Annotated in this window: 20 protein-coding genes; 8 read left to right on the forward strand and 12 right to left on the reverse strand. The window is 68.0% G+C overall.

The window, feature by feature from the left end:
- Window positions 1–167: 167 nt before the first annotated feature.
- Complete coding sequence (otnI, locus tag R1Z03_RS15280; RefSeq protein ID WP_317352431.1) at window positions 168–965, forward strand: 2-oxo-tetronate isomerase; 798 nt, start codon at window positions 168–170, stop codon at window positions 963–965.
- 36 nt (window positions 966–1,001) lie between these two features.
- Here otnI and R1Z03_RS15285 read toward each other — a convergent pair whose 3' ends face one another.
- Together R1Z03_RS15285 and R1Z03_RS15290 are read right to left on the reverse strand one after the other, a co-directional pair.
- Window positions 1,002–1,331 carry a DUF4148 domain-containing protein gene (locus R1Z03_RS15285; RefSeq protein ID WP_317352434.1) on the reverse strand — a complete coding sequence of 110 codons (330 nt, stop codon included), beginning with the start codon at window positions 1,329–1,331 and terminating at the stop codon, window positions 1,002–1,004.
- Between the two features lie 63 nt (window positions 1,332–1,394).
- Window positions 1,395–2,951 carry an efflux transporter outer membrane subunit gene (locus R1Z03_RS15290; protein WP_372588156.1) on the reverse strand — a complete coding sequence of 519 codons (1,557 nt, stop codon included), beginning with the start codon at window positions 2,949–2,951 and terminating at the stop codon, window positions 1,395–1,397.
- Between the two features lie 88 nt (window positions 2,952–3,039).
- On the opposite strand from R1Z03_RS15290, the gene R1Z03_RS15295 reads away from it, so the two are divergent.
- From R1Z03_RS15295 to R1Z03_RS15315, 5 genes are all read left to right on the forward strand, one after another.
- Window positions 3,040–3,657: a TetR/AcrR family transcriptional regulator gene (locus tag R1Z03_RS15295; RefSeq protein ID WP_317352440.1), complete on the forward strand. Its 618-nt coding sequence runs from the start codon at window positions 3,040–3,042 to the stop codon at window positions 3,655–3,657.
- Window positions 3,658–3,731: 74 nt separating this feature from the next.
- Window positions 3,732–4,850, forward strand: a complete 1,119-nt coding sequence (locus tag R1Z03_RS15300) for an efflux RND transporter periplasmic adaptor subunit (protein ID WP_317352442.1) — start codon at window positions 3,732–3,734, stop codon at window positions 4,848–4,850.
- Window positions 4,843–7,929 carry an efflux RND transporter permease subunit gene (locus tag R1Z03_RS15305; RefSeq protein ID WP_317352446.1) on the forward strand — a complete coding sequence of 1,029 codons (3,087 nt, stop codon included), beginning with the start codon at window positions 4,843–4,845 and terminating at the stop codon, window positions 7,927–7,929. Before R1Z03_RS15300 ends, R1Z03_RS15305 begins: the two co-directional genes overlap by 8 nt.
- A gap of 195 nt (window positions 7,930–8,124) precedes the next feature.
- Complete coding sequence (locus tag R1Z03_RS15310) at window positions 8,125–8,895, forward strand: SDR family NAD(P)-dependent oxidoreductase (RefSeq protein ID WP_284429980.1); 771 nt, start codon at window positions 8,125–8,127, stop codon at window positions 8,893–8,895.
- Window positions 8,896–9,239: 344 nt separating this feature from the next.
- The gene (locus tag R1Z03_RS15315) at window positions 9,240–10,208 is read left to right on the forward strand and encodes a class I SAM-dependent methyltransferase (protein WP_317352450.1); all 969 of its coding nucleotides are present in this window, start codon (window positions 9,240–9,242) and stop codon (window positions 10,206–10,208) included.
- 20 nt (window positions 10,209–10,228) lie between these two features.
- Here R1Z03_RS15315 and R1Z03_RS15320 read toward each other — a convergent pair whose 3' ends face one another.
- The 8 genes from R1Z03_RS15320 to R1Z03_RS15355 form a co-directional block, all read right to left on the reverse strand.
- Window positions 10,229–11,179, reverse strand: a complete 951-nt coding sequence (locus R1Z03_RS15320; protein ID WP_317352452.1) for a sugar kinase — start codon at window positions 11,177–11,179, stop codon at window positions 10,229–10,231.
- A gap of 37 nt (window positions 11,180–11,216) precedes the next feature.
- Window positions 11,217–12,773: an altronate dehydratase family protein gene (locus R1Z03_RS15325; protein WP_317352457.1), complete on the reverse strand. Its 1,557-nt coding sequence runs from the start codon at window positions 12,771–12,773 to the stop codon at window positions 11,217–11,219.
- Window positions 12,774–12,820: 47 nt separating this feature from the next.
- A complete protein-coding gene (locus R1Z03_RS15330; RefSeq protein WP_317352460.1) occupies window positions 12,821–13,957 on the reverse strand; it encodes a mannitol dehydrogenase family protein in 1,137 nt (378 codons plus the stop codon).
- 13 nt (window positions 13,958–13,970) lie between these two features.
- Window positions 13,971–14,981, reverse strand: a complete 1,011-nt coding sequence (locus R1Z03_RS15335) for a zinc-binding alcohol dehydrogenase family protein (protein WP_317352461.1) — start codon at window positions 14,979–14,981, stop codon at window positions 13,971–13,973.
- A gap of 59 nt (window positions 14,982–15,040) precedes the next feature.
- A complete protein-coding gene (locus R1Z03_RS15340) occupies window positions 15,041–15,817 on the reverse strand; it encodes a transporter substrate-binding domain-containing protein (RefSeq protein WP_272567691.1) in 777 nt (258 codons plus the stop codon).
- Between the two features lie 80 nt (window positions 15,818–15,897).
- Window positions 15,898–16,626: an amino acid ABC transporter ATP-binding protein gene (locus R1Z03_RS15345; protein WP_317352469.1), complete on the reverse strand. Its 729-nt coding sequence runs from the start codon at window positions 16,624–16,626 to the stop codon at window positions 15,898–15,900.
- Window positions 16,610–17,260, reverse strand: coding sequence for an amino acid ABC transporter permease (locus tag R1Z03_RS15350; protein ID WP_317352471.1), 651 nt, complete (start codon window positions 17,258–17,260; stop codon window positions 16,610–16,612). Before R1Z03_RS15350 ends, R1Z03_RS15345 begins: the two co-directional genes overlap by 17 nt.
- A gap of 18 nt (window positions 17,261–17,278) precedes the next feature.
- On the reverse strand, window positions 17,279–17,962 hold the full coding sequence (locus R1Z03_RS15355) for an amino acid ABC transporter permease (protein ID WP_272551408.1): 684 nt from the start codon (window positions 17,960–17,962) through the stop codon (window positions 17,279–17,281).
- A gap of 217 nt (window positions 17,963–18,179) precedes the next feature.
- Here R1Z03_RS15355 and R1Z03_RS15360 point away from each other — a divergent pair, with 217 nt between their 5' ends.
- Entirely contained in the window at window positions 18,180–18,872 is a 693-nt protein-coding gene (locus R1Z03_RS15360; protein ID WP_284426163.1) for a FadR/GntR family transcriptional regulator, read from the forward strand.
- A 23-nt stretch (window positions 18,873–18,895) separates the two neighbouring features.
- Here the strand turns inward: R1Z03_RS15360 and R1Z03_RS15365 are convergent, their stop codons facing one another.
- Window positions 18,896–19,642 carry a response regulator gene (locus R1Z03_RS15365; protein WP_317352478.1) on the reverse strand — a complete coding sequence of 249 codons (747 nt, stop codon included), beginning with the start codon at window positions 19,640–19,642 and terminating at the stop codon, window positions 18,896–18,898.
- On the reverse strand, window positions 19,635–20,285 hold the full coding sequence (locus R1Z03_RS15370; RefSeq protein WP_317352481.1) for a response regulator: 651 nt from the start codon (window positions 20,283–20,285) through the stop codon (window positions 19,635–19,637). The genes R1Z03_RS15365 and R1Z03_RS15370 overlap by 8 nt, the downstream gene beginning before the upstream one ends.
- Window positions 20,286–20,591: 306 nt before the next feature.
- On the opposite strand from R1Z03_RS15370, the gene R1Z03_RS15375 reads away from it, so the two are divergent.
- On the forward strand, window positions 20,592–21,380 hold the full coding sequence (locus tag R1Z03_RS15375; RefSeq protein ID WP_317352485.1) for an ABC transporter substrate-binding protein: 789 nt from the start codon (window positions 20,592–20,594) through the stop codon (window positions 21,378–21,380).
- The last annotated feature ends 1 nt before the right edge of the window (window position 21,381 follow it).

Consider the following 21,381-nt stretch of genomic DNA (forward strand, 5'->3'; position numbering starts at 1 on the left):
TGTGGTGGAAGCGGCCATGATGGCTTTCCAATATGACAATTCATCGACAACGCAGTAGACCGGCTGCGCCTGGGTGGATTCCACCATTCAGCGCCATCGCGCTCCCCGCTACGGCCCGGCCATCAAAGACACTCACCCACATCGCCCGCGCCAGAAAGCCTGTTCACATGCCCCGCTTTGCCGCCAACCTGTCCCTGCTCTACCCGGAGTTCGATTTCCTCGACCGCTTCGCCGCGGCCGCACGCGATGGCTTTCGTGCGGTGGAATTTCTCTTTCCCTACGCCCACCCGCCCGCCGAACTGGCGGCGCGCCTGCAGGCCCATGGCCTCGAACAGGTGCTGTTCAACGCGCCACCGGGCCAGTGGGACGCGGGCGAGCGCGGCACGGCCTGCCTGCCGGGGCGCGAGGCGGAGTTCCGCGCCGGCATGGTGCAGGCGATCGATTACGCGCAAGCGCTGCAGTCGCCGCGCATCCACGTGATGGCGGGACTGCTGCCGGCCGGCCGCACGCGGGGCGAGGTGCGCGCCACCTATGTGGCCAATCTGCGCGTGGCGGCCGCGATGGCCGCGCCGCACGGGCTGCAGATCCTCATCGAACCCATCAACGGACGGGACATGCCCGGCTACTTTTTGAACCGCCAGGACGAGGCCCATGCGCTGCTGGCCGAGATCGGTGCGCCGAACGTTCAGGTGCAGATGGACCTGTACCACTGCCAGATCGTCGAAGGCGACCTGGCCACCCAGATCCGCCAGTACGTGCCCACGGGCCGGGTAGGCCACATCCAGATCGCGGGCGTGCCCGAGCGGCACGAGCCGGATGTGGGCGAGGTCCACTACCCCTACCTGTTCCAGTTGCTGGACGAACTGGGCTACCCGGGCTGGATCGGCTGCGAATACCGGCCCGCGCGCGGCCTGGGACCGGGGGGGACCACCGCCGGGCTGGGCTGGTTGCATCAATCCCGATGAAACGGACCCGGGCCCGCCGGCCACGAGCCGCCCCGATCACTTGTTCAAAGCCTTCTGCACTTCCAGCTGGAACTGGTCGCTGTTGCGCAAGCGCAGGTATTCCTGGTATGCGGCGTGGTACGCCTCTTTCTCCAGGCCATAGGAGTGCGCCAGCACGTCGTAACGGTCCACGCCCGCACGCCGCCACAGCGCGAGGTCGGCAACCACCTCTGCGCGTGTGAGGCGGCTGTCCTTTTTCTGGGCTTCGCCCGGGGGGGTCTGGGCTTGCGCAGGCAGGGCAAGCGATGCGGCCAGGGCGGCGGCCCCGAAAGCGGCCAGCATTGGGCGGGTGAGACGACGGGATGGGTTGGATTTCGTGTTCGGCATGGGAGCTCCTGTGGTGAGGGAGGGAAAGAACAAAGCCTTCCAAGGCACGGGCACGCAAACGGCTCAGCGCCGCTCTGTGCCCGCCGCTGACGCAACGGGTGGCGCCGCATCGGCGAAGCGAAAGGGCCGATCGGCTGGAACGGGCGAAAGGCCGGAAAGGACGGCCGGCGGCGCTTTCTCCGGCACCCACCCGCCGCCCAGCGCCTTGAAGATGGCAATGGCCGATCGCGCGGATTCCGTTTGCGCCTGGACCTGCCCATCGAGCACGCCGAGCAGCGCCTCGTCGGCCTGCAGGACTTCGATCAGGCTGACGACGCCCTTGTCGAAAGCGGCCGCCGAAGCATCCCGCGCCCGCGTGAGCGCGTCGGCACCCGCAGCCAACAGGTCGGCCTGTTCCCGTCGGCGCTGGAACGAGGACAGCGCGTTTTCCACCTCCTCGGTTGCGCGCAGCACGGCGTGGCGATAGCCTGCCAGTGCCTCGGCCTCCTGTGCCTCGGCGTACCGGATCTGGGCGTCAATGCGGCCGAAGTCGAACAGCCGCCAGCGCAGGCCCACGGTGGCGCCGGCCTGAGCCGCCCCACCGGTGAAGAGGTTGACGCTGGAAATGGCGGTGGCGCTGCCCAGCAGGCCGCTGAGCGAGACCTTCGGGTAATACTCGGCCACGGCAACGCCGATGCGTGCGCTGCTGGCGGCCAGCCGACGCTCGGCGGCGATCAGGTCCGGACGGCGGCGCAGCAAGTCGCCCGGCGCACCGCCGGATCCGATCTGCGGCAGTGCCGGCACGGGGCGGGGGACGGACAACGCGGCGCGGTGGGTGCCCGGATGGGTGCCCAGCATCACGTCCACTGCGTTCATCGCGGCCTCCAGGGCTGCCTGCGATACGGGGATCGAGGCCTTTACCCGCGCGAGCGCCCCTTCGGCCTGGCGCAGTTGCAACTCCGACGCCAGGCCCTTGTCGAACCGCAACTGGATCATGGAGAGCAGCCCCTGCTGTGTCTTGACCTGCCGTTGCGCAATCTCGATGCGCGCCTGCAGGCCACGCACCATGATGTAGGTGTCGGCGATCTGCGCAGCCACCGCCAGCCGCACCGCGGCCGCTCCCGCTTGCGACCCTTCGAAGTCGGCCCGGGCCGCCTGGATCCCGCGCTCGAGCCCCCCGAAAAAGTCCAGCTCCCAACTGGCGGAGAGATTGGCCTCATACGCGCTGCCGTAACGATCGAAGCCGGGGGACGAATTCAGCACCTGCCCCAGCGGGGTTTCCACTGACTGGTAAGCCCTCGATGCCTGTGCCGCAACGCCCACTGCCGGTGCCAATGCGGCCCCGGCGGCCTGCAGCCCTGCCCTGGCCTGCAATACACGGGCGGACGCCTGGGCCAGCTCCCCGTTTTGCTCCAGCGCCAGCGTGACGAAATGGGTGAGCTGCGGATCACCGAAGGCCGGCCACCATGCGGCAAGGTCGGCATCCGCAAGGGCGCTTCCCGGGCTTTGCCGGGCTTGGCCAGAGTCGCCTTGGTATGCGCCGGGCATGGCCGGCACCGGCCGTATGTAATCCGGGCCGACCGCACATCCGGCGGACAGCGTGGCGACGAGGGTCATCAGGGCATGGCGAGTGCGAAACATGGGGAAATACGGTGGCTTGGATGTTGTGACTATATACGTTATTAGTCACTCGTTGTGATATTTTTGGCAGGGCGTTAAGCTCAGACCCATGAGTACCCCTACCGCTTCACCGATGCCCACGCGCGGCCCCGCCGATCACGACGTGCGGGCACAGATCGCCACCGCCGCCAAAGAGCACTTCAGCCGCTATGGCTACGAAAAAACCACCGTGTCCGACCTGGCAAAGGCCATCGGCTTCTCCAAGGCCTACGTCTATAAATTCTTCGAATCGAAGCAGGTCATCGGCGAGATGATCTGCACCCACTGCCTGGCGGAAATCGAGGCCGAGATCCGACAGGCGGTGGAGGAGGGAGGCCACCCTCCCGAACAGCTGCGGCGCATGTTCAAGGCGATCGTGCAGTCCACGCTGAAGCTGCTGTCCCAGGACAGCAAGCTTTATGAGATCGCCGCGTCGGCGGCCACGGAAGGCTGGCAGTCTGCGGCCGCGTATGAAAAACGCATACGGCAGCTCCTCAACGAGATCCTCGAGGCGGGGCGCAAGTCGGGCGATTTCGAGCGCAAGACACCGTTGGACGAGGCCGGCGACGCCATCTTCCTCGTCATGCGGCCGTACCTGAATCCCTGGCTGCTGCAACACAGCCTTCACCACGCGGAGCGCGCTTCGAGCCAACTGGCCAACCTGGTGCTGCGCAGCCTTTCGCCTTGAATCGAACTTGTGACCATTGACATTAATGGTCACAAATCACAAAATCGAGTCCTGATTGTTTTTTCAGGACTCCCATGCCTCGGCACTGCTCCCTGCCCCTTGCCGCGCTGTTTGCGCTGCCGCTTGCCCTTGTCGCCTGCGGCAAAAACCAACCCCCTGATCCCCGGACCGAGCCCCCTTTGGTGCGCACCGCTGTGGTTGCCCCCGGCAACGCGAGCCTGCGGGCTTTCACGGGCACAGTGGCCGCCCGCGTCCAAAGCGATCTGGGTTTTCGCGTTCCGGGCAAGGTGCTGGAGCGGCTGGTGGACGCAGGGCAGACCGTCAAGCGAGGCCAATTGCTGCTGCGCATGGACCCCATCGACCTGCGGCTTGCAGCAAACGCCCAGCAGGAATCGGTTGCGGCAGCCAAGGCCCGCGCCGAGCAGGCGAGCGACGAAGAGGCGCGGTACCGCGATCTGCGCGGCACCGGCGCCATCTCCGCGTCGGCGTATGACCAGGTCAAGGCGGCGGCCGACTCGGCAAAGGCCCAGCTCAAGGCCGCACAGGCGCAGGCGGAGGTCGCGGGCAACACCACGCGGTATGCCGAGCTGGTCGCCGATGCCGATGGTGTGGTGATGGAAACGCTGGCCGAGCCCGGCCAGGTGGTGGGTGCGGGCCAGACGGTGGTACGCATCGCGCGCTCCGGCAAGCGGGAAGCGGTCATCCACGTGCCCGAAACGCTTCGGCCCACCGTGGGCTCCAACGCGCAGGCGACGCTATTCGGCAGCGAAGGCACGCCGGTGCAAGCCCGGCTGCGCCAGCTGTCCGATTCGGCCGACCGCGTGACCCGCACCTTCGAGGCACGCTATGTGCTCGAAGGCCCGCTGGCACAGGCGCCCCTCGGAACCACCGTCACGGTGCGCCTTCCGGGCGGCGGCCGCCCTGGAGCCCCTGCCTTGCTGGTCCCCCTGGGCGCCATCGTGGACGAGGGCCAGGGCGCTGCCGTGTGGCAGGTCCAGGGCACGCAGGTGTCTCGCCGGCCCGTCTCGATCGCCAGCATCGAGGACGACCACGCCTATGTCACGGGCTCGCTCAAGGCAGGCGACACGATCGTGGCGCTTGGGGCCCACCTGCTGCGCGAAGGGGCCTCCGTCCGCTTGGCAGACGCAGTGCCGGTGAAGACGCTGGCGCCTGCGGGAGCCGGCCGTGAGTGAGGGACGCTTCAACCTTTCCGCGCTGGCGGTCCGCGAGCGCTCCATCACGCTCTTCCTGATCCTCCTGATCTCGCTGGCGGGCGTGGTCTCTTTCCTGAAACTGGGCCGCGCCGAGGACCCCGCCTTCACCGTCAAGGTGATGACCATCGTCACGGCATGGCCTGGTGCAACAGCGCAGGAAATGCAGGATCAGGTGGCTGAAAAACTCGAAAAGCGGTTGCAGGAACTGCGCTGGTACGACCGCACCGAAACATTCACCCGGCCAGGACTGGCGTTCACCACCCTCACGCTACAGGACTCGACCCCGCCGTCCACGGTGCAGGAAGAGTTCTACCAGGCGCGCAAGAAACTCGGCGACGAGGCCCGCAACCTCCCGGGCGGCGTGATCGGCCCGATGGTGAACGACGAATACGCCGACGTCACGTTCGCCTTGTATGCCCTCAAGGCGCAGGGCGAGCCGCAGCGGGTACTGGCCCGCGATGCGGAAGCGCTGCGGCAGCGCCTGCTGCACGTGCCAGGGGTCAAGAAAATCAACATCATTGGCGAGCAATCCGAGCGCATCTATGTCGAGTTCTCACACGAGCGGCTGGCAACGCTGGGCATCGCACCGCAGGAGATATTCACCGCGTTGAACAACCAGAACGCGCTGACCCCCGCGGGCTCCATCGAGACGAAGGGCCCGCAGGTCTTCATCCGCATCGATGGCGCGCTGGACGAACTGCAGAAAATCCGCAACACCCCGATCGCCGCGCAGGGCCGCACGGTGGTGCTCTCGGACATTGCCACCGTCAAGCGTGGCTACGAAGACCCCTCGACCTTTCTGATCCGCAACGGCGGAGAACCGGCATTGCTGATCGGCGTGGTCATGCGCGATGGCTGGAACGGCCTCGACCTGGGCAAGGCGCTGGACACCGAGGTGACAGCGATCAACGCCGGCATGCCGTTGGGCATGGCCCTGTCCAAGGTCACCGATCAATCCGTGAACATCAGTGCCTCGGTGGATGAATTCATGGTCAAGTTCTTCGCGGCCCTCGTGGTTGTGATGGTGGTCTGCTTCGTCAGCATGGGCTGGCGCGTGGGCGTGGTGGTGGCCGCCGCCGTGCCCCTCACGCTGGCCGCGGTGTTCGTGATCATGGCGGCCACCGGCAAGAACTTCGACCGCATCACGCTCGGCTCGCTCATCCTCGCACTGGGCCTGCTGGTGGACGACGCCATCATTGCGATCGAGATGATGGTGGTGAAGATGGAGGAAGGCTTCAGCCGCACGGCCGCTTCCGCCTACGCATGGAGCCACACCGCAGCGCCGATGCTCTCGGGAACGCTGGTCACCGCCGTGGGTTTCATGCCCAACGGCTTCGCGCGCTCTACCGCGGGCGAATACACCAGCAACATGTTCTGGATCGTGGGCATCGCGCTGATCGTCTCCTGGGTGGTCGCGGTGGTGTTCACGCCCTACCTGGGCGTGAAGATGCTGCCAGACCTGAAGAAAATCGAAGGTGGCCACGCTGCGATGTACGACACGCCGCGCTACGCCCGCTTTCGCCGCACGCTGGAAAGCGTCATCGCGCGCAAGTGGCTCGTGGTGGCCGCCGTCGTACTGGCGATGGTGCTGGCCGTACTGGGCATGGGCGTTGTGAAAAAGCAGTTCTTCCCGACATCGGACCGCCCCGAAGTGCTGGTGGAAATCCAGATGCCGTATGGCACGTCAATTGATCAGACCAGCGTGGCCACGGAAAAAGTGGAAACGTGGCTGTCAAAACAGCCCGAGTCGAAAATCGTCACGGCCTATGTCGGCCAGGGTGCGCCCCGTTTCTTCCTGGCCATCTCGCCGGAACTGCCGGACCCGTCGTTCGCGAAGATCGTGGTGCGCACCGACAACCAGGATGAGCGCGAAGCCCTCAAGGCGCGCCTGCGCGATGCGATTGCCCAGGGGCTCGCCCCCGAGGCCAGGGTTCGCGTCACGCAGTTGGTGTTCGGCCCCTACTCGCCTTTTCCGGTGGCCTACCGCGTTTCGGGACCCGACCCCGCAAAGCTGCGCGTGATCGCATCGCAGATGCAAGAGACGATGCAGTCGGATCCGATGATGCGCACGGTGAACGTGGACTGGGGCGTTCGCACCCCGGCACTGCACTTCAAGCTGCAGCAAGACCGCCTGCAGGCCGTCGGCCTGACATCGGCCGGGGTTGCCCAGCAATTGCAGTTCCTGCTCAGCGGCGTGCCCGTGACATCGGTGCGCGAAGACATCCGCACGGTCCAGATCACGGCCCGGTCCGCTGGCGCCAACCGTCTGGACCCGGCAAAGGTTGCGGACTTCACGCTCACGACGGTGACGGGCCAGCGAATTCCGCTCTCGCAATTGGGCGAGTTCGAGATCCGCATGGAAGAACCGATCCTGCGGCGCCGCGACCGCATGCCGACCATCACGGTACGGGGCGACATTGCGGAGGACCTGCAGCCACCGGACGTGTCCACAGCGATCTCCCGGAAATTGCAGCCGATCAAGGATGCATTGCCAGCGGGCTACCGCATCGATGAAGCAGGCGCCATCGAGGAGTCCGGCAAAGCGATGGCGGCGATGATTCCCCTGTTCCCGATCATGATCGCCGTGACCCTGATGATCATCATCCTGCAGGTACGCTCGATGTCCGCGATGGTGATGGTGTTCCTGACCAGCCCGCTGGGCCTGATCGGCGTCGTGCCCATGCTCCTGGTGTTCCAACAACCGTTCGGCATCAACGCGCTCGTCGGGCTGATCGCACTGTCGGGGATCCTGATGCGCAACACCCTGATTCTGATCGGGCAGATCCAACACAACGAACAGGAGGGACTCGACCCGTTCCACGCCGTCGTGGAGGCCACCGTGCAGCGGGCCCGCCCGGTCATCCTGACCGCTTTGGCGGCCGTCCTGGCGTTCATTCCGCTCACGCATTCGGTTTTCTGGGGAACGCTGGCGTACACCCTGATCGGCGGCACCTTGGCGGGGACGGTGCTGACACTGGTCTTCCTGCCCGCCATGTATTCGATCTGGTTCGGAATCCAGCCTGCGGGGCCAAAGCCGGGGACCGCCATGGCCGCGTGAACCCGCATGCGCCGTGGTTGTCCCGGGGTGCGGGACGACTCGGGCGCCCCTGAGCGCCGGCCGGCGCGGGAAAAGCCGCCGCGCTCCGGGCCTTGCGCCATTGGCTGACACAGCGGGCGGCCCAACGGGGATGAAATGGCACATCGCCCGGCGCCTCGCCCGCCGGCCTTTCCTTCACTCCCACCGACCATTCCCATGCCACGCCTTTCCCAGAAAACCGCCCTCGTCACCGGCAGCACCCAGGGCATCGGTGCCGCGATCGCGCTGCGCTTCGCCCGCGAGGGCGCCGACGTCGTGCTCAATGGCCGCAAGCCCGATGGCGGTCCGCGCGAACTCATCGAACAGATCCAGGCACTGGGCCGCCGCGCGGTCTACGTGCCGGCCGACATCGGCACCGCCAGCGCGGCCACAGCGCTGGTCGAGCGCGCGGTCGAGGCGCTGGGCGGCCTGGACATCCTGGTCAACAACGCCGGCGTGGAGCGCCATGCCGATTTCTGGGACGTGACCGAAGAAGACTACGACCTGGTGATGGACACCAACGTGAAGGGCCTTTTCTTCGCCACTCAGGCTTTCGTTCGCCACCGCCGCGCGCTGCAGCGCGGAGGCGCCGTGGTGAACATCAGCTCGGTGCACGAAGAGATCGCGTTCCCCCACTTCGCCTCGTACTGCGCCAGCAAGGGTGCGCTGCGCATGCTGGCGCGCAATCTGGCGAGCGAACTGGCGCCGCTGTCCATCCGCATCAACAACGTGGCGCCGGGCGCGATCGCCACGCCCATCAACGAAAAACTGCTGAACGACCCGGCCAAGCTCAAGGCGCTGCAAGCGCAGATCCCCATGGGCCGGCTGGGTGTGCCGGAGGACGTGGCAGGGCTGGTCGCGTTCCTGGCGAGCGAGGACGCGGGCTACATCACCGGCGGCACCCATTCGGTGGATGGCGGGCTGACCTACCACTACACGGAGCAGTGACCGCGAGTCCGTGGCATGCGGCCGCAACGGCCGGTCACGCGCGGACGCCTGCGGCTGAAGACCCTGCATGAAAATGGCCTGCGCCGCCGTATCCACCCCGCAATATTGCTATACATTCGCCGATCGTGACTGCGGTCCCGCCAAGGCACAGTACCGGTTCGTCCAATGTGACTCCACCGTCCTTTGGAGGTGCAGGAATCGGCTGGCAAGCCGAGGAATGGGCCGCAGGCAATGGAGCAGCGGAGCCCGCCCGCTGATACCCGCGTTTTGCACCGTTCACCGAGGCTGCCCCTTCCAGGCAATCTTCCGAACGGATTTCGAATGTCCATGGCGCACGGAATGCGATGCCAGCCACCCAGCCCTTTGCACTGATTGCCGATCTGCAGCGTCTCAACCAGCAACTGGTGGAACTGCCCTGCCCTGCCTGCGGCGGGCACGATCCCCATCTGATATGGCGCCGTGACCGTTACTTTCTGACAGTGAACCTGTCGAGCTGCCGCGCTTGTGGCCTGGTGTATCTGGCGCGCGGGCTGCAGGGCGAGGCGCAGGACCGGTTCTATGCCCATTTCTATCCCCGCCTGATGAAGCAGCCGCCCGACGCCCACAGCCTGTGGAACTACCGGATGATCGCCGGCTATCGGCACAGCGAGATCAGCGCGGTGATCGGTCCGATCGACTCGGTGCTGGACATCGGCGCAGGCCTGGGCTTTTTCCTCGATGCCTGCCGCGGCCATGGCTGTGGGCAATATCTGGGACTGGAGCCCGGGGGACCGCAGCGCGAGCATGCCGTGCACACGCTCGGACTGGGTGGGCATGTCCTCGACCGGGGTCTGGACGAAGGAACGGTGCTGCCTTTCCGGCCCCGGCTGATCACCCTGTTCCATGTCCTGGAGCATCTGGAGGATCCGGGGAAGGCGCTGCAGCGGGCAGCGGCGCTGATCGATCCCGAGGGATGGCTGGTCATCGAGGTGCCCGACATCCGAGCGCCATGGCGCGGACTCGGCCTGCAGCAGGTTCACGTATCGCACCGCAGCTACTTTTGCGAGGCCACCCTCACGGCCTTGCTGCAACGCAACGGGTTCGGCGTGCACCGCACGGTGCGGGAACCCCACGGCATCTACGAAGGCAACCTGCGCATGTACGCTCGGCCGGGGTTCCAGGCGCGGCAGGCCAGCCCACTGTCGCCGCCCTCCCCCTCGGCACTGGCCGAGTTGAAAGCGCATGTGCTCCGGCACATCAGTCCCTGGAGCCTTCGCAATGGCTATCCCCGTTCGGCCATACGCCTTTGCAAGTTGTCGATGAAAGGCCACTGACCGTCCCCGAGGCGCAGGCCTCAGACCCCGTCGCCCAGTTCCCGCCGTGTGGGCAACCCGTCCGAGTCGCCCGGGAACTGCACCACCCGCGCGCCGATGGCGTTGCCGCGCGCCGCGGCGCGGGCCAGGTCCAGCCCTTCGAGCAGGCCGCTGACCACGCCCACCGCGAAGCCGTCACCAGCGCCGACCGTGTCCACCACGCGAGCCACCGGGCACCCGGGCGCGGTGCCCCGCGCACCGCCCTGCTGGGCGTAGAAGGCGCCTTCCGGCCCGAGCTTGACAACCACCTGCCGCGCGCCCTGGGCGAGGTAGAAGTCAGCCACGGCCCCGGGGGTATCGCGCCCTGTGAGGGTGCGGCCTTCGCCCAGGCCCGGCAGCACGGTGTCGCACAGCGCCGCCAGGGCATTGATGCATTCGGCCATGGCGCCAGGCGAGGGCCACAGCCGGGGCCGCAGGTTGGGGTCGAACGAGATCGTGGCGCCCGCCGCGCGCGCCTGCCGCGCGAGGTGGAAGACCAGCTCGCGCGTGCTGGGCGACAGCGCCGGCGTGATCCCGGTCAGGTGCAGATGGCGTGCCGGGAACGCGCCTTGCGGCGCATCGGCCAGGCCCAGGTGGCTCGCGGCCGAGCCCTTGCGGAAATATTCGATCTGCGGGTCGCTGCCGTCCTCGGCGCGGGTTTTGAGCATGAATCCCGTGGGGTGCGCGGCATCGGTGGTGACGTGGCGCCGGTCGATGCCCTCGCGCTCCATCTCGCCCTGCAGGAAGCGGCCGAACGAATCCGCGCCCAGCCGCGTGATGTAGCCGGTGCGCAGCCCCAGCCGCGCCAGGCCGGTGGCCACGTTCAGCTCGGCGCCGGCCGCCGCGCGGCGGTAGTCGGCCACGGCGTGCAGCTCGCCCGGGACGGTGGCCATGAAAAGCGCCATGGGCTCGCCCACGGTCAGAGCATCGAGCGCAAGGGAGTCGGGTTGCATCGGGGCGTCGTCCATTCAGTGGGTCATCGGTCCGTCGTCACATCACGGCCCCGAGTTGCCAGGGCAGGAATTCGTTGTCGCCCAGGCCGTTGTCCTCGCTCTTGCTGCGCTGGCCCGAAGCCGTGGCGATCATGAGGCGAAACAGCGCCTCGCCGGCCTCGGCGATGCTCTGGCGCCCTTCCACGATGCCGCCGCAGTCGAAGTCCATGTCGAGCGCCATGCGCTGGAACATGGGCGTGTTGGTGGCCAGCTTGAGCGAGGGCGTGGGCTTGCAGCCGTAGGTGGAGCCCCGGCCGGTGGTGAAGCAGATCAGGTTGGCGCCGCCGGCCACCTGGCCGGTGGCAGACACGGGGTCGTAGCCGGGCGTATCCATGAAGACCAGGCCCTGCGTGCGCACGGGCTCTGCGTAGCCCACCACGTCCATCAGTCCGCTGGAGCCGGCCTTGGCGACCGCGCCCAGCGACTTTTCCAGGATGGTGGTGATGCCACCGGCCTTGTTGCCGGGCGAGGGGTTGTTGTTCAGGTCGCCGCCGTGCAGCGCCGCGTAGCGCTCCCACCAGGCCAGGCGCTCCAGCAGCTTGGCCGCGACCTGGGGTGTGGCGGCGCGGTGCGTGAGCAGGTGCTCGGCGCCGTAGATCTCGGGCGTCTCCGACAGGATGGCGGTGCCGCCATGGCGCACCAGCAGGTCCACCGCCGCGCCCAGCGCCGGGTTGGCGCTGATGCCCGAGTAGCCGTCCGATCCACCGCACTGCAGGCCCACCGCCAGGTGCCGCAGCGGCACCGGCTCGCGCCGCGCTGCGTTGGCCTGCACGAGCATGTCACCGAGGATGGCCTTGCCGTGCGCGATGGTCTCGCGCGTGCCGCCCTCGTCCTGGATGGTGAGCGTGGCGAACAGGCCGGGCGCGCGCGCCGTCAGCGTCTCCACCAGCGGCGCGATCTGGTTGACCTCGCAGCCCAGGCCGATGACCAGCACACCCGCGAAGTTGGGGTGGTTGGCGTAGCCGCGCAGCGTGCGCTGCAGCAGTTCCAGCCCCTCGCCATTGCCACCCATGCCGCAGCCGCTGCCGTGGGTGATGGCGACCACGCCGTCCACCTGCGGGTACGCGGCCAGCGCCTCGCCCTTGAAGGCGTCGGCGATGTGGCGGCACACGGTGGCCGAGCAGTTCACGCTGGCGATCACGCCCAGGTAGTTGCGCGTGGCCACGCGGCCGTCGGCGCGCACGAAGCCGTCGAAGGTCAGCGTTTCTTGCAACGCGCCCGATGCGGGCGTGGGCCGGTAGCCCGCGCCCGCGCTGTGGCCGTGGCCGTGGCTCGATGCCGCCATGCCCACGTTGTGCACGTGCACGTGATCGCCGGCCGCGATGTCGGCCGTGGCCGTGCCGATGCCCTGGCCGTACTTGAGCACGGCCGCGCCGCGCGGGATGGGCACGAGCGCCACCTTGTGGCCCGAGGCGATGGGCTCCCGGACCTGCACGGCGTGCCCGCCGATGGTCAGGCGCGTGCCGGCCTCCAGCGCCTGGCGCGCCACGGCCACGTTGTCGGCGGCGCCCAGCTGGAGGGCCAGGGGCGGGGTGGGCTGCAGGTCGGTGGTCATCGTCGGGGCTGCGCGGCAGGGTCGGTGGCAAGCAAGGAATGAAAGGATCAGGCGGCGGCCAGGGCTGCCTTCAGACGTGGCTGGGCCAGGTGCGGGGCGTGCTCGGCCGCCAGGGCCACCAGGGGGCCGAAGCGGCGCTGCTTCTTTTGCGCATGGTTCTGCGCGATGTCGGCGATGCGGTGATCCAGGAACGGGTTTTCGAAGCGCTCGCGCACATCGACGAGGTAGGCCTCGGCCTGCGCGCGCGCGCCCAGGGCGCCGAACACGGGCAGGATCTCTTCGGCCCAGAGCGCCTCCAGCCCGGCACGCAGCGCGGCATCGGCCATGGCCTCGCGCACGGTCTCGCCAGCGGCGCGGCCTTCCTGCTGCCAGCGCTCGGCCAGGTAGGTATGGCCGGCGTTGAGCAGCAGCAGCTTGAGCCGCTCGTAGAACGCCAGGTCGTCGGTGAGCACGATGGCCGGGTGCGTGCACGGCAGCGTGAGGCGCGGGTGGCGTTCGATCACCCACACGGCATAGGGCTCGGCCACCGCGCCCACGGGCGCGATGGCCTCGGACACGATGCGGTCCACCAGCGAGTTGCCCCACACGCAGTGCGCCGTGAGCCAGTCGGTGCACTCGGCCGGCAGCGCCCATTGGCGCGCCAGGCCCGCGACCACATCGCGCAGCACGTCGCCGTTGCGCTCGACCAGTTCGCACGGCAGCAGCGTGATCGGCGACTGCGGCGCGGCCTGCCAGCGGCCGTGCAGCAGCACCAGCAGCTTGGCGGGAAAGCTGTGCGGCGGCGCGCTGCCTGGGCGCAGTGCGGCGGGGCCGTCGCGGTCGTCGAGCAGGTAGCCCCGGTCTGCGGTATTGGAGACGATCACGCGCACCGGGCCGGCCACGGCGGCGCGCAGCTCGGGCCAGTGCGTGGCGGCCTGCCAGGCCTCGCGCACCGCCGTGCATTGCACGGTGCGGTCCACGCGCTCGCCACCGGCGAGACCCCGGATGCGCACGGGGTAGCCCTCGCCGCGCGCCAGCGCCGCGACGCGGGCCGCGCCGTCGCGGCGGTCGGTGGTCTGCACCACGGTGATGCCGCCCAGCGCATCGCCCGCGCCGGGAGCGCCCGCGAGCGCCTCGGACACGAACAGATCGACGTGCGCCTGCAGGAACCGGCTGGTGCCGAACTGGAGGATGGGTTGGACCATGGCCGCGCGTTCCTCAGACTTCGACCAGGGCCTTGACCACGCCCTGGGCGGGGTCCAGCAGCCGCGCGAAATTGGCCGGCACGTCGGCCAGGGCCATGCGGTGCGTGTTGAGCGCCGCCGTGGGCACCTGGCCCGCGCGCATGGCGGCCAGCACGGTCTCGAAGTCTTCGGTGGTGGCGTTGCGGCTGCCCAGCAGCGTGGTCTCGCGCTTGTGGAATTCGGGGTCGGAGAAGGTGATGGTGTCGCGCACCACCGAGATCAGCACGTACTTGCCACCGTGCGCCACGAAGCCGAAGCCGCGCTCGATGGCCTTGGCATTGCCCGTGGCATCGAACACCTGGTCGTAGAACTCGCCGCCCGTGGCGGCGGACAGCTGCGCCTCGTCGCCCTCGCCCAGCGCCACGGCATGGGCCACGCCCAGCTCGCGCTGGCAAAAGGCCACGCGGTCCTGCCGGCCGTCGATGGCCGTCACCTCGGCGCCGCGCAGCTTCGCGAAGATCATGGCGGCCATGCCGATCGGGCCGGCCCCCACCACCAGCACGCGCTGGCCGGGCTGCACGTCGCCCCGGCGCACGGCGTGCGCGCCGATGGCGAGGAACTCGATCATCGCGGCCTGATCCAGCGTGGCGCCCTCGGCGCGGTGCACGAAGGCCTCGGGCAGCGAAAGCACCTCGGTGAACGCGCCGTCGCGGTGCACGCCCAGCACCTGGATGTTGACGCAGCAATTGGTCTTGCCCTGCCGGCAGGCCACGCAGGTGCCGCACGAGAGGTAGGGCATGACGTAGACCACGTCGCCCACCGCCAGCCGCCCGCCGGGCACGGCCTCTTCCACCACGCCCGACAGTTCGTGCCCCATCACCCGCGGGTACTGCAGGAACGGCTGGTTGCCCGTGTAGATGTGCAGGTCGGTGCCGCACACGCCCACGCGCTTGACGCGCAGCAGCACTTCGCCCTCTCCGCGCACGGGGCGCTCGCGCTCCACGGCGCGCAGGGTGCCAGGGGTTTCACAGATGACGGTCAGCATGGGAGGCTCGCAATGCAGGAAAAAGAGGGGTGGGTGGGTCGGTGGAATGGGCCGCTGGCTCAGTTGCCGCCGTGGTACTTCTTGTAGATCGCCACGAGCTTGCCGTTCTCGGTGTTCTTGGTGATCCAGTCGTTGATCCAGGCCTTCAGCTCGGGCTCGTTCTTGCGCAGGCCGACGCCGAGCGGCACCTTCTGCATGACGAACTTCTGCACCAGGTCCTTCTGCGGCGATTTCGCCAAGACCGTGTTCACGATGGCGGGCGAGGTGGCGATGATGTCCGCCTGCCCGCTCACCGCGGCGGTGACCAGCGTGGCGTCGTCGTCGAAGCGCACGATCTGCGCGCCCTTGGCGCCCTGCGTGACGACCTTGTCGTTGTTGGAGCCGCGCGTGGTGGCCACGCGCTTGCCCTGCAGGTCTTCGAAGCCCTTGATGTCCGCGGCCTTGGGGGCGGCGACCACGGCGAGGATCTGCGCGTAGGGCACTGAAAAGTCGATGACCTTCTCGCGCTCGGGCGTGACCGACAGCGAGGCGACCACGATGTCAGCCTTGCCCGTCTGCAGGAACGGGATGCGGTTGGGGCTGGTGGTCTGCACCATCTCCAGGGCCACGCCCAGGTCCTGCGCCAGCAACTGCGCGGTCTCCACGTCGGAGCCCACGGGCTTCATCGCGTCGTCCACGAAACCGTAGGGCGGCGATCCGGTGTCGAGAGCGATGCGGATCTTCTTGGCCTCGCGGATGTCCTTGAGCAGATCGGCATGGGCGCTGCCCGCGCCGAAGGCCATCAGGGCGGCCGAGGCCAGCAGGGTGCGCAGCAGGAAGGAACGCGGTGTTGTCATGGGGCTTTGTCTCCGTGTGAAAAGGAAGGGTTGGGGGTCGGCCCCGTCTGGCGCGGGGCTCGGGAATCACCGGGGCAGCGCTACAGGCCGTTGCCGACGAAATCGCGCAGCTCGGTGGTGGCTGGCGCGTCGAGGATCGAGGCCGGACCGTGCTCCCACACGCGGCCCCGGTGCATGAAGATGACCTCGTCGGCCACCTTGCGCGCAAAGCCCATCTCGTGCGTGACGAGGATCATGGTCATGCCGCCTTCGGCCAGCTTTTCCATCACGCGCAGTACCTCGCCGGTCAGTTGCGGGTCCAGCGCCGAGGTCACCTCGTCGAACAGCATCAGCTGCGGCTGCATGGCCAGCGACCGGGCGATGGCCACGCGCTGCTGCTGGCCGCCCGACAGCTGCGAGGGGTAGCAGTCGGCCTTGTCGGACAGGCCCACCTGCGCCAGCACGGCCTGGGCACGATCGCGCACCTCGGCCTTGGCGGCCTTTTGCACCAGGCGCGGGGCCAGCATGATGTTCTCCAGCACGGTGAGGTGCGGGAACAGGTTGTAGCTCTGGAACACGATGCCCACGTCGCGGCGCAGCTGGTGCAGGTTCAGCCCGGGCGCGGTCACCTCGTGGCCGCACACGCGGATGCGGCCGGCATCCACCGTCTCCAGCCGGTCGATGCAGCGCAGCGCCGTGCTCTTGCCCGACCCGCTCTGGCCGATGATGGCGACCACCGAGCCCTTGCTCACCGTGAACGACACGCCTTCCAGCACGCGGGTGGCGCCGAAGCACTTGGAGATGTTCTCGATCTCAACGATGGGCGACATGAAAGCTCCTCTCCAGGCGCCGGCTCAGCACCGACAGCGGGTAACACAGGGCGAAATACAGGGCCGCCACGATCACGAAGATCACGAACGGCTCGAAGGTGGAGTTGTTGATGATCTGGCCCGCCCGCGCCAGCTCCACGAAGCCGATGGCCGAGGCCAGCGAGGTGTTCTTGACGATCTGCACCATGAAGCCCACGGTGGGCGGCGTGGCGATCTTCACGGCCTGCGGCAGGATCACGTGCCACACGCGCTGATGCCAGCGCAGGGCCAGGCATTCCGCGGCCTCGGCCTGCGTGCGCGGCACCGACTCGATGCAGCCACGCCAGATCTCGCCCAGGTAGGCCGACACGTAGATCGACAGCGCCAGCGACGCCGCCGTGAGCGGCGCCACGTTGAACCCGAGCGAGGGCAGGCCGAAATACGCCAGCGGCAGCAGCACCAGGAGCGGCGTGCCCTGGATCAGCTTGATGTAGGTGGACACGGCCACGCGCGACCAGCGTGGCCCGTACGCGCTGCCGAGCGCCACGGCAAAGCCGAGCAGCCCGCCGCCGGCGAACGCCAGCAGCGAAAGCCCCATGGTCCACAGCAGGCCGTCGAACAGGAAATGAAGGTGCGATGCGTTGAGAAAGCCCATGGTGCGTGCCTGCGGCTTTCAAAGGGGGGTGCCCAGGCGCCGGCGGCGCGGGAAGGCGACCATGGCCACCAGCCACAGCGCGCCGCGCATCACCAGCGACATGGCCAGGTACGCCGCGGCCACGATGAGATAGGTCTCTACCGAGCGGAAAGTGTCCGACTGGATGCGGTTGGCCACCGCCGTCAACTCCTCGGCCGAAATCTGCGAGCAGATCGACGAGGCCAGCATCAGCAGCACGTACTGGCTGGACAGCGCCGGGTACACGCGCTCGATGGCCGGCGGCAGCACCACGTGGCGCAGTGTCTGCCAGCGCGACAGGCCCATGCATTCGGCCGCCTCCAGCTGGCTTTTGGGAATCGACTCGATGCCCGCCCGCACGATCTCGCTGGTGTAGGCCCCCACGTTCACCACCAGCGCCACGATGGCCGCGGTGAAAGCGCCCACCTGCAGGCCCAGCGAGGCCAGCCCGAAGTACACGATGAACACCTGCACCAGCAGCGGCGTGTTGCGGATGACCTCGATGTACACCCCCGCCAGCCGGGCCAGCCAGCGCGAGCGGCCGGTGTTGGCCAGTGCGCAGAACACGCCCACCAGGAAGCCGAAGAAGGTCGATGCCAGCGACAGCGACAGCGTGGTCCACGCCCCTGCCAGGAGGTCGGGCCAGTAGGCCAGCGGCGCGGAGAAGTCGAAAGCGTAGTTCAAGGCAGTGTCGGCGTGCGGACCGCTCGGCGGCCCATCGCAGGGGTTTCTGGTAAGGCCAATTTGAGCGCCAAATTCAAATTGGCCTTACCGGGTTAACCCCAGCGGCAGGGTTTTCAGCGATCCAATGCTTGGAATTCAGTGATTTCACCCTCTACACTGCGCGAAGCCCCTTGTTTGGTCAGGCCATATGGTCTGGCCAATTTCATGCACACGCTCGATGAACGACTCCACCAAAGCCCTCGAATCCCGCCGCCTGTACCAGCAGATCGCGGACAAGGTGCGCCTGCTGATCCAGCAGGGCGATTACCGGGAAGGCAGCCGCCTGCCGCCCGAGCGCGATCTGGCGCAGCAACTGGGCGTGTCACGCCCCTCGCTGCGCGAGGCGCTGATCGCGCTGGAGATCGAAGGCAGCGTGGAAATCCGCATGGGCTCGGGCGTGTATGTGTGCAGCCGCGCGCTGCGGCGCTCCGCCCTGCCCCCGTCCATGGGCGAGAGCCCGGCCGAACTGATGCAGGCGCGGGGCGCGGTGGAGGGAGCAGTCATCGTGCTGGCGTGCGTGCACGCCACGCCGGACGGCCTGGTCCGTGTGCAGGCCAGCATCGACGCCATGCGCGCCGACATCGCGGCCGGGCGCGACGTGCTGGAGCACGACCGAGAGTTCCACGTGCGCATCGCGGAGATGACCGGCAACTCGGTGCTGGTGCGGCTGGTGGGCAGCCTGTTCGACGAGCGCCGCGGGCCGCTGGCCAGCCACATGCGCGAGCGGCTGGAAGGCCAGCCGACCTGGCACGCGGCCCTGGCCGAGCATGAGCAGATCTACCGCTGCCTCGCGGCGCGCGACCCCTTGCTGGCGGAGTCGGCCATGCGCTCGCACATCCGGGCGGCGGCGGACCGCTGGGTGATGCCCTGAGGCGTGCGGACGGGTCCTGAACGTCAGGGCGCCAGGTGGTCCCGCAGCGCCTTCCAGCCGGCCACGGCGGCCGGCACATCTTCGGCGATGGCGGCCTCTTCGAGGCGGCTGGCCACCCGATGGCCTTCGCTGCGGCCCAGCGTGAGCAGCACGGTGCGCAGGTTGTGCGCCAGCCGGCGCAGCGCGGCCAGGTCGGCCGCCGCCGCGGCCCGGTCGCCCTCTTCGCCATCCCTGGCGAACTGAACGAAGCAACGCTCGCGGTAGGCCTCGAACAGGGGGCGGTTGTTGGCGAAGTGCGTGGCCACCGCCAGGGCTTCATGGTCCGCCAGACCCGGCGCTGCGGCCGGGGCCGCCGGCCCTGTGGAGACGGGCGGCGCGGCCTGCAGGTTCTGGCCGGACAACTGCAGGGCATCCCGCACGCAACCCTGCAGATCGCCCACCGAGGCCGGCTTGGCCAGCGTGCGCCAGATGTTCGTCGACGCCAGCTGCTCTCGCACCTTGGTGTTCAATCCTGCGCTGAACACCACGACCTTGGCGCCCGCTGCGAGGGAGGGGTCGGCGGCCATGCGCTGGATCAGCCCCATGCCGGATTCCCCGGGCATCATGAGGTCGGTGATGACCAGCTGGACGCGGTGCTCCGCCAGGAACTGCAACGCCTGCTCCACGCTGCTGCAGACCTGCAGCCGCACCGGCAGGTCGTCGAGCACCATGCCGACGAAGCGGGACACCAGGACATCGTCTTCCACCAGGAGGACGACGGGTTCATCCATGGCGCAGCTTTTCAATGCAGGCCTGCAGCGCGCCGGGCAATTCGGCGACCAGCCGGGGCTTGTGGATGACAGACACGCCCTGCAGGGCGAAGGCATAGGGCGCGCGCTGCGACTCGTCGAGCGAGGTCACCACGATCAACTCGCTGCGCGCGAACTGGGAATGGGACCGCAGCGTGGTGATCAGGGTCGCGCCATCCAGTCCGGGCAGCAGGATGTCCACGATGAGGATGTCCGGCTGCAGTTGCCCATACAGAGCCAGGCCGGCAATGCCGTCGTCGGCCACCTGCAGCCCCAGTTCGGGAAACTGCTGCTGCACGATGAGCTGGATGAGGTTCTGGAAGTGCGTCGAATCCTCGATGAGCAACAGCAGGGGCTTTTTCGGCGCGCCGGCCTCGGCCCCGGGCCGGGCGTCGTCCGCTCGTCGATTGTGCGGCGGGGAGGGGGCGGCCTTGTTGCCCTGCAGCCATTGCTGAACGGACGCGCGGGAAATGCGCCGGTGTCCGCCGGGCGTCTTCCAGGCTTGGAGCTCCCCGCGGTCCACCATGAGTTGAACGGATCGAACGGCCATGCCGAGCAGCTTGGCCACCTCCAGGGTGGTGCAGTGATCGGTCAGATCGGAGATCTCAGGAGCAGATGTTGCCATGCGTGAATTGTGCCGCTGTTGGGTTCAAAACAAACAAATTTAAAGATGATAAAAATGATTTTTCTGATTAAAATCCGCCCATCGCGCCATTTTTTATTTCTATCATTTTCTCACCGCCCACGCCATGGTCATCACCGCTCGTCGCCCCCGCACCAGCGCCTGGCAAAAAGCCCGCTTCGCGCGACCATGGATCGGGCAGGGGCCTATGATGCACGGACACCCCAGGCCGCCCTCCCGGCCGGCCTGCATCCCGAGGACATCGCGTGCCCTTTTCCCTGCAGGGCACGGCCCTGAAGAATGGATGGCATGAAGCGGATCGCCCTTTCCCTGTCGCTGCTGGTTTGCATGGCCGCGTGGCCGGCTGCAAAGGCCGAGTCGGTGTCCGACCGGGTGCGCTCGACCGGGGTCTTGCGGGTCTGCATCTGGCCCGACTACTACGGGGTGACCTACCGCCATCCTCGCACGCGGGAGTTGAAAGGCATCGACATCGACCTGTCGGCCGAACTCGCGAAAGACCTGGGCGCGCGCCTGGAGTACGTGGATTCATCCTTTCCATCGCTGGTGGCCGACCTGACAAGCCGCCGCTGCGATGTGGCCATGTCCGCCATCGCCGTGACGCCGCAGCGCCGGCAGGTGCTGGACTTCACGCAGCCCTACCTGCACAGCGACGTGTATGCCATCACCACCAAGAACAATGCGGTGGTCACGCAATGGGCCGACATCGACCAGCCCGGCGTGCGGGTCGGCGTGCAGCAAGGCACCCTGACGGGGCCGCTCATGACGGCGCAACTGCACCATGCGCGGGTGGTACCGGTCGACGCGCCGTCCACGCGCGAGCAGGAGCTCATCTCAGGCCGCGTGGATGTGTTCATGACCAATTATTTCTACAGCCGCCAGTTGCTGGACAACGCCAACTGGGCCAAGCTCCTCGTGCCGGCGCATTCGATCCAGGTCGTGCCCTACGCCTACGCGGTGCGTCCCGGCGATGGTGCGTGGCTGCGGCAGATGAACGACTTCGTGGTCCGCATCAAGCGCGATGGCCGGCTCAAGGCCGCCGCGGAAAAGAACGGCCTCGGCCAGGTGATCGAGCCCTGAA

Source organism: Acidovorax sp. BLS4 (assembly GCF_032929295.1).
Lineage (GTDB): Bacteria > Pseudomonadota > Gammaproteobacteria > Burkholderiales > Burkholderiaceae_C > Paracidovorax.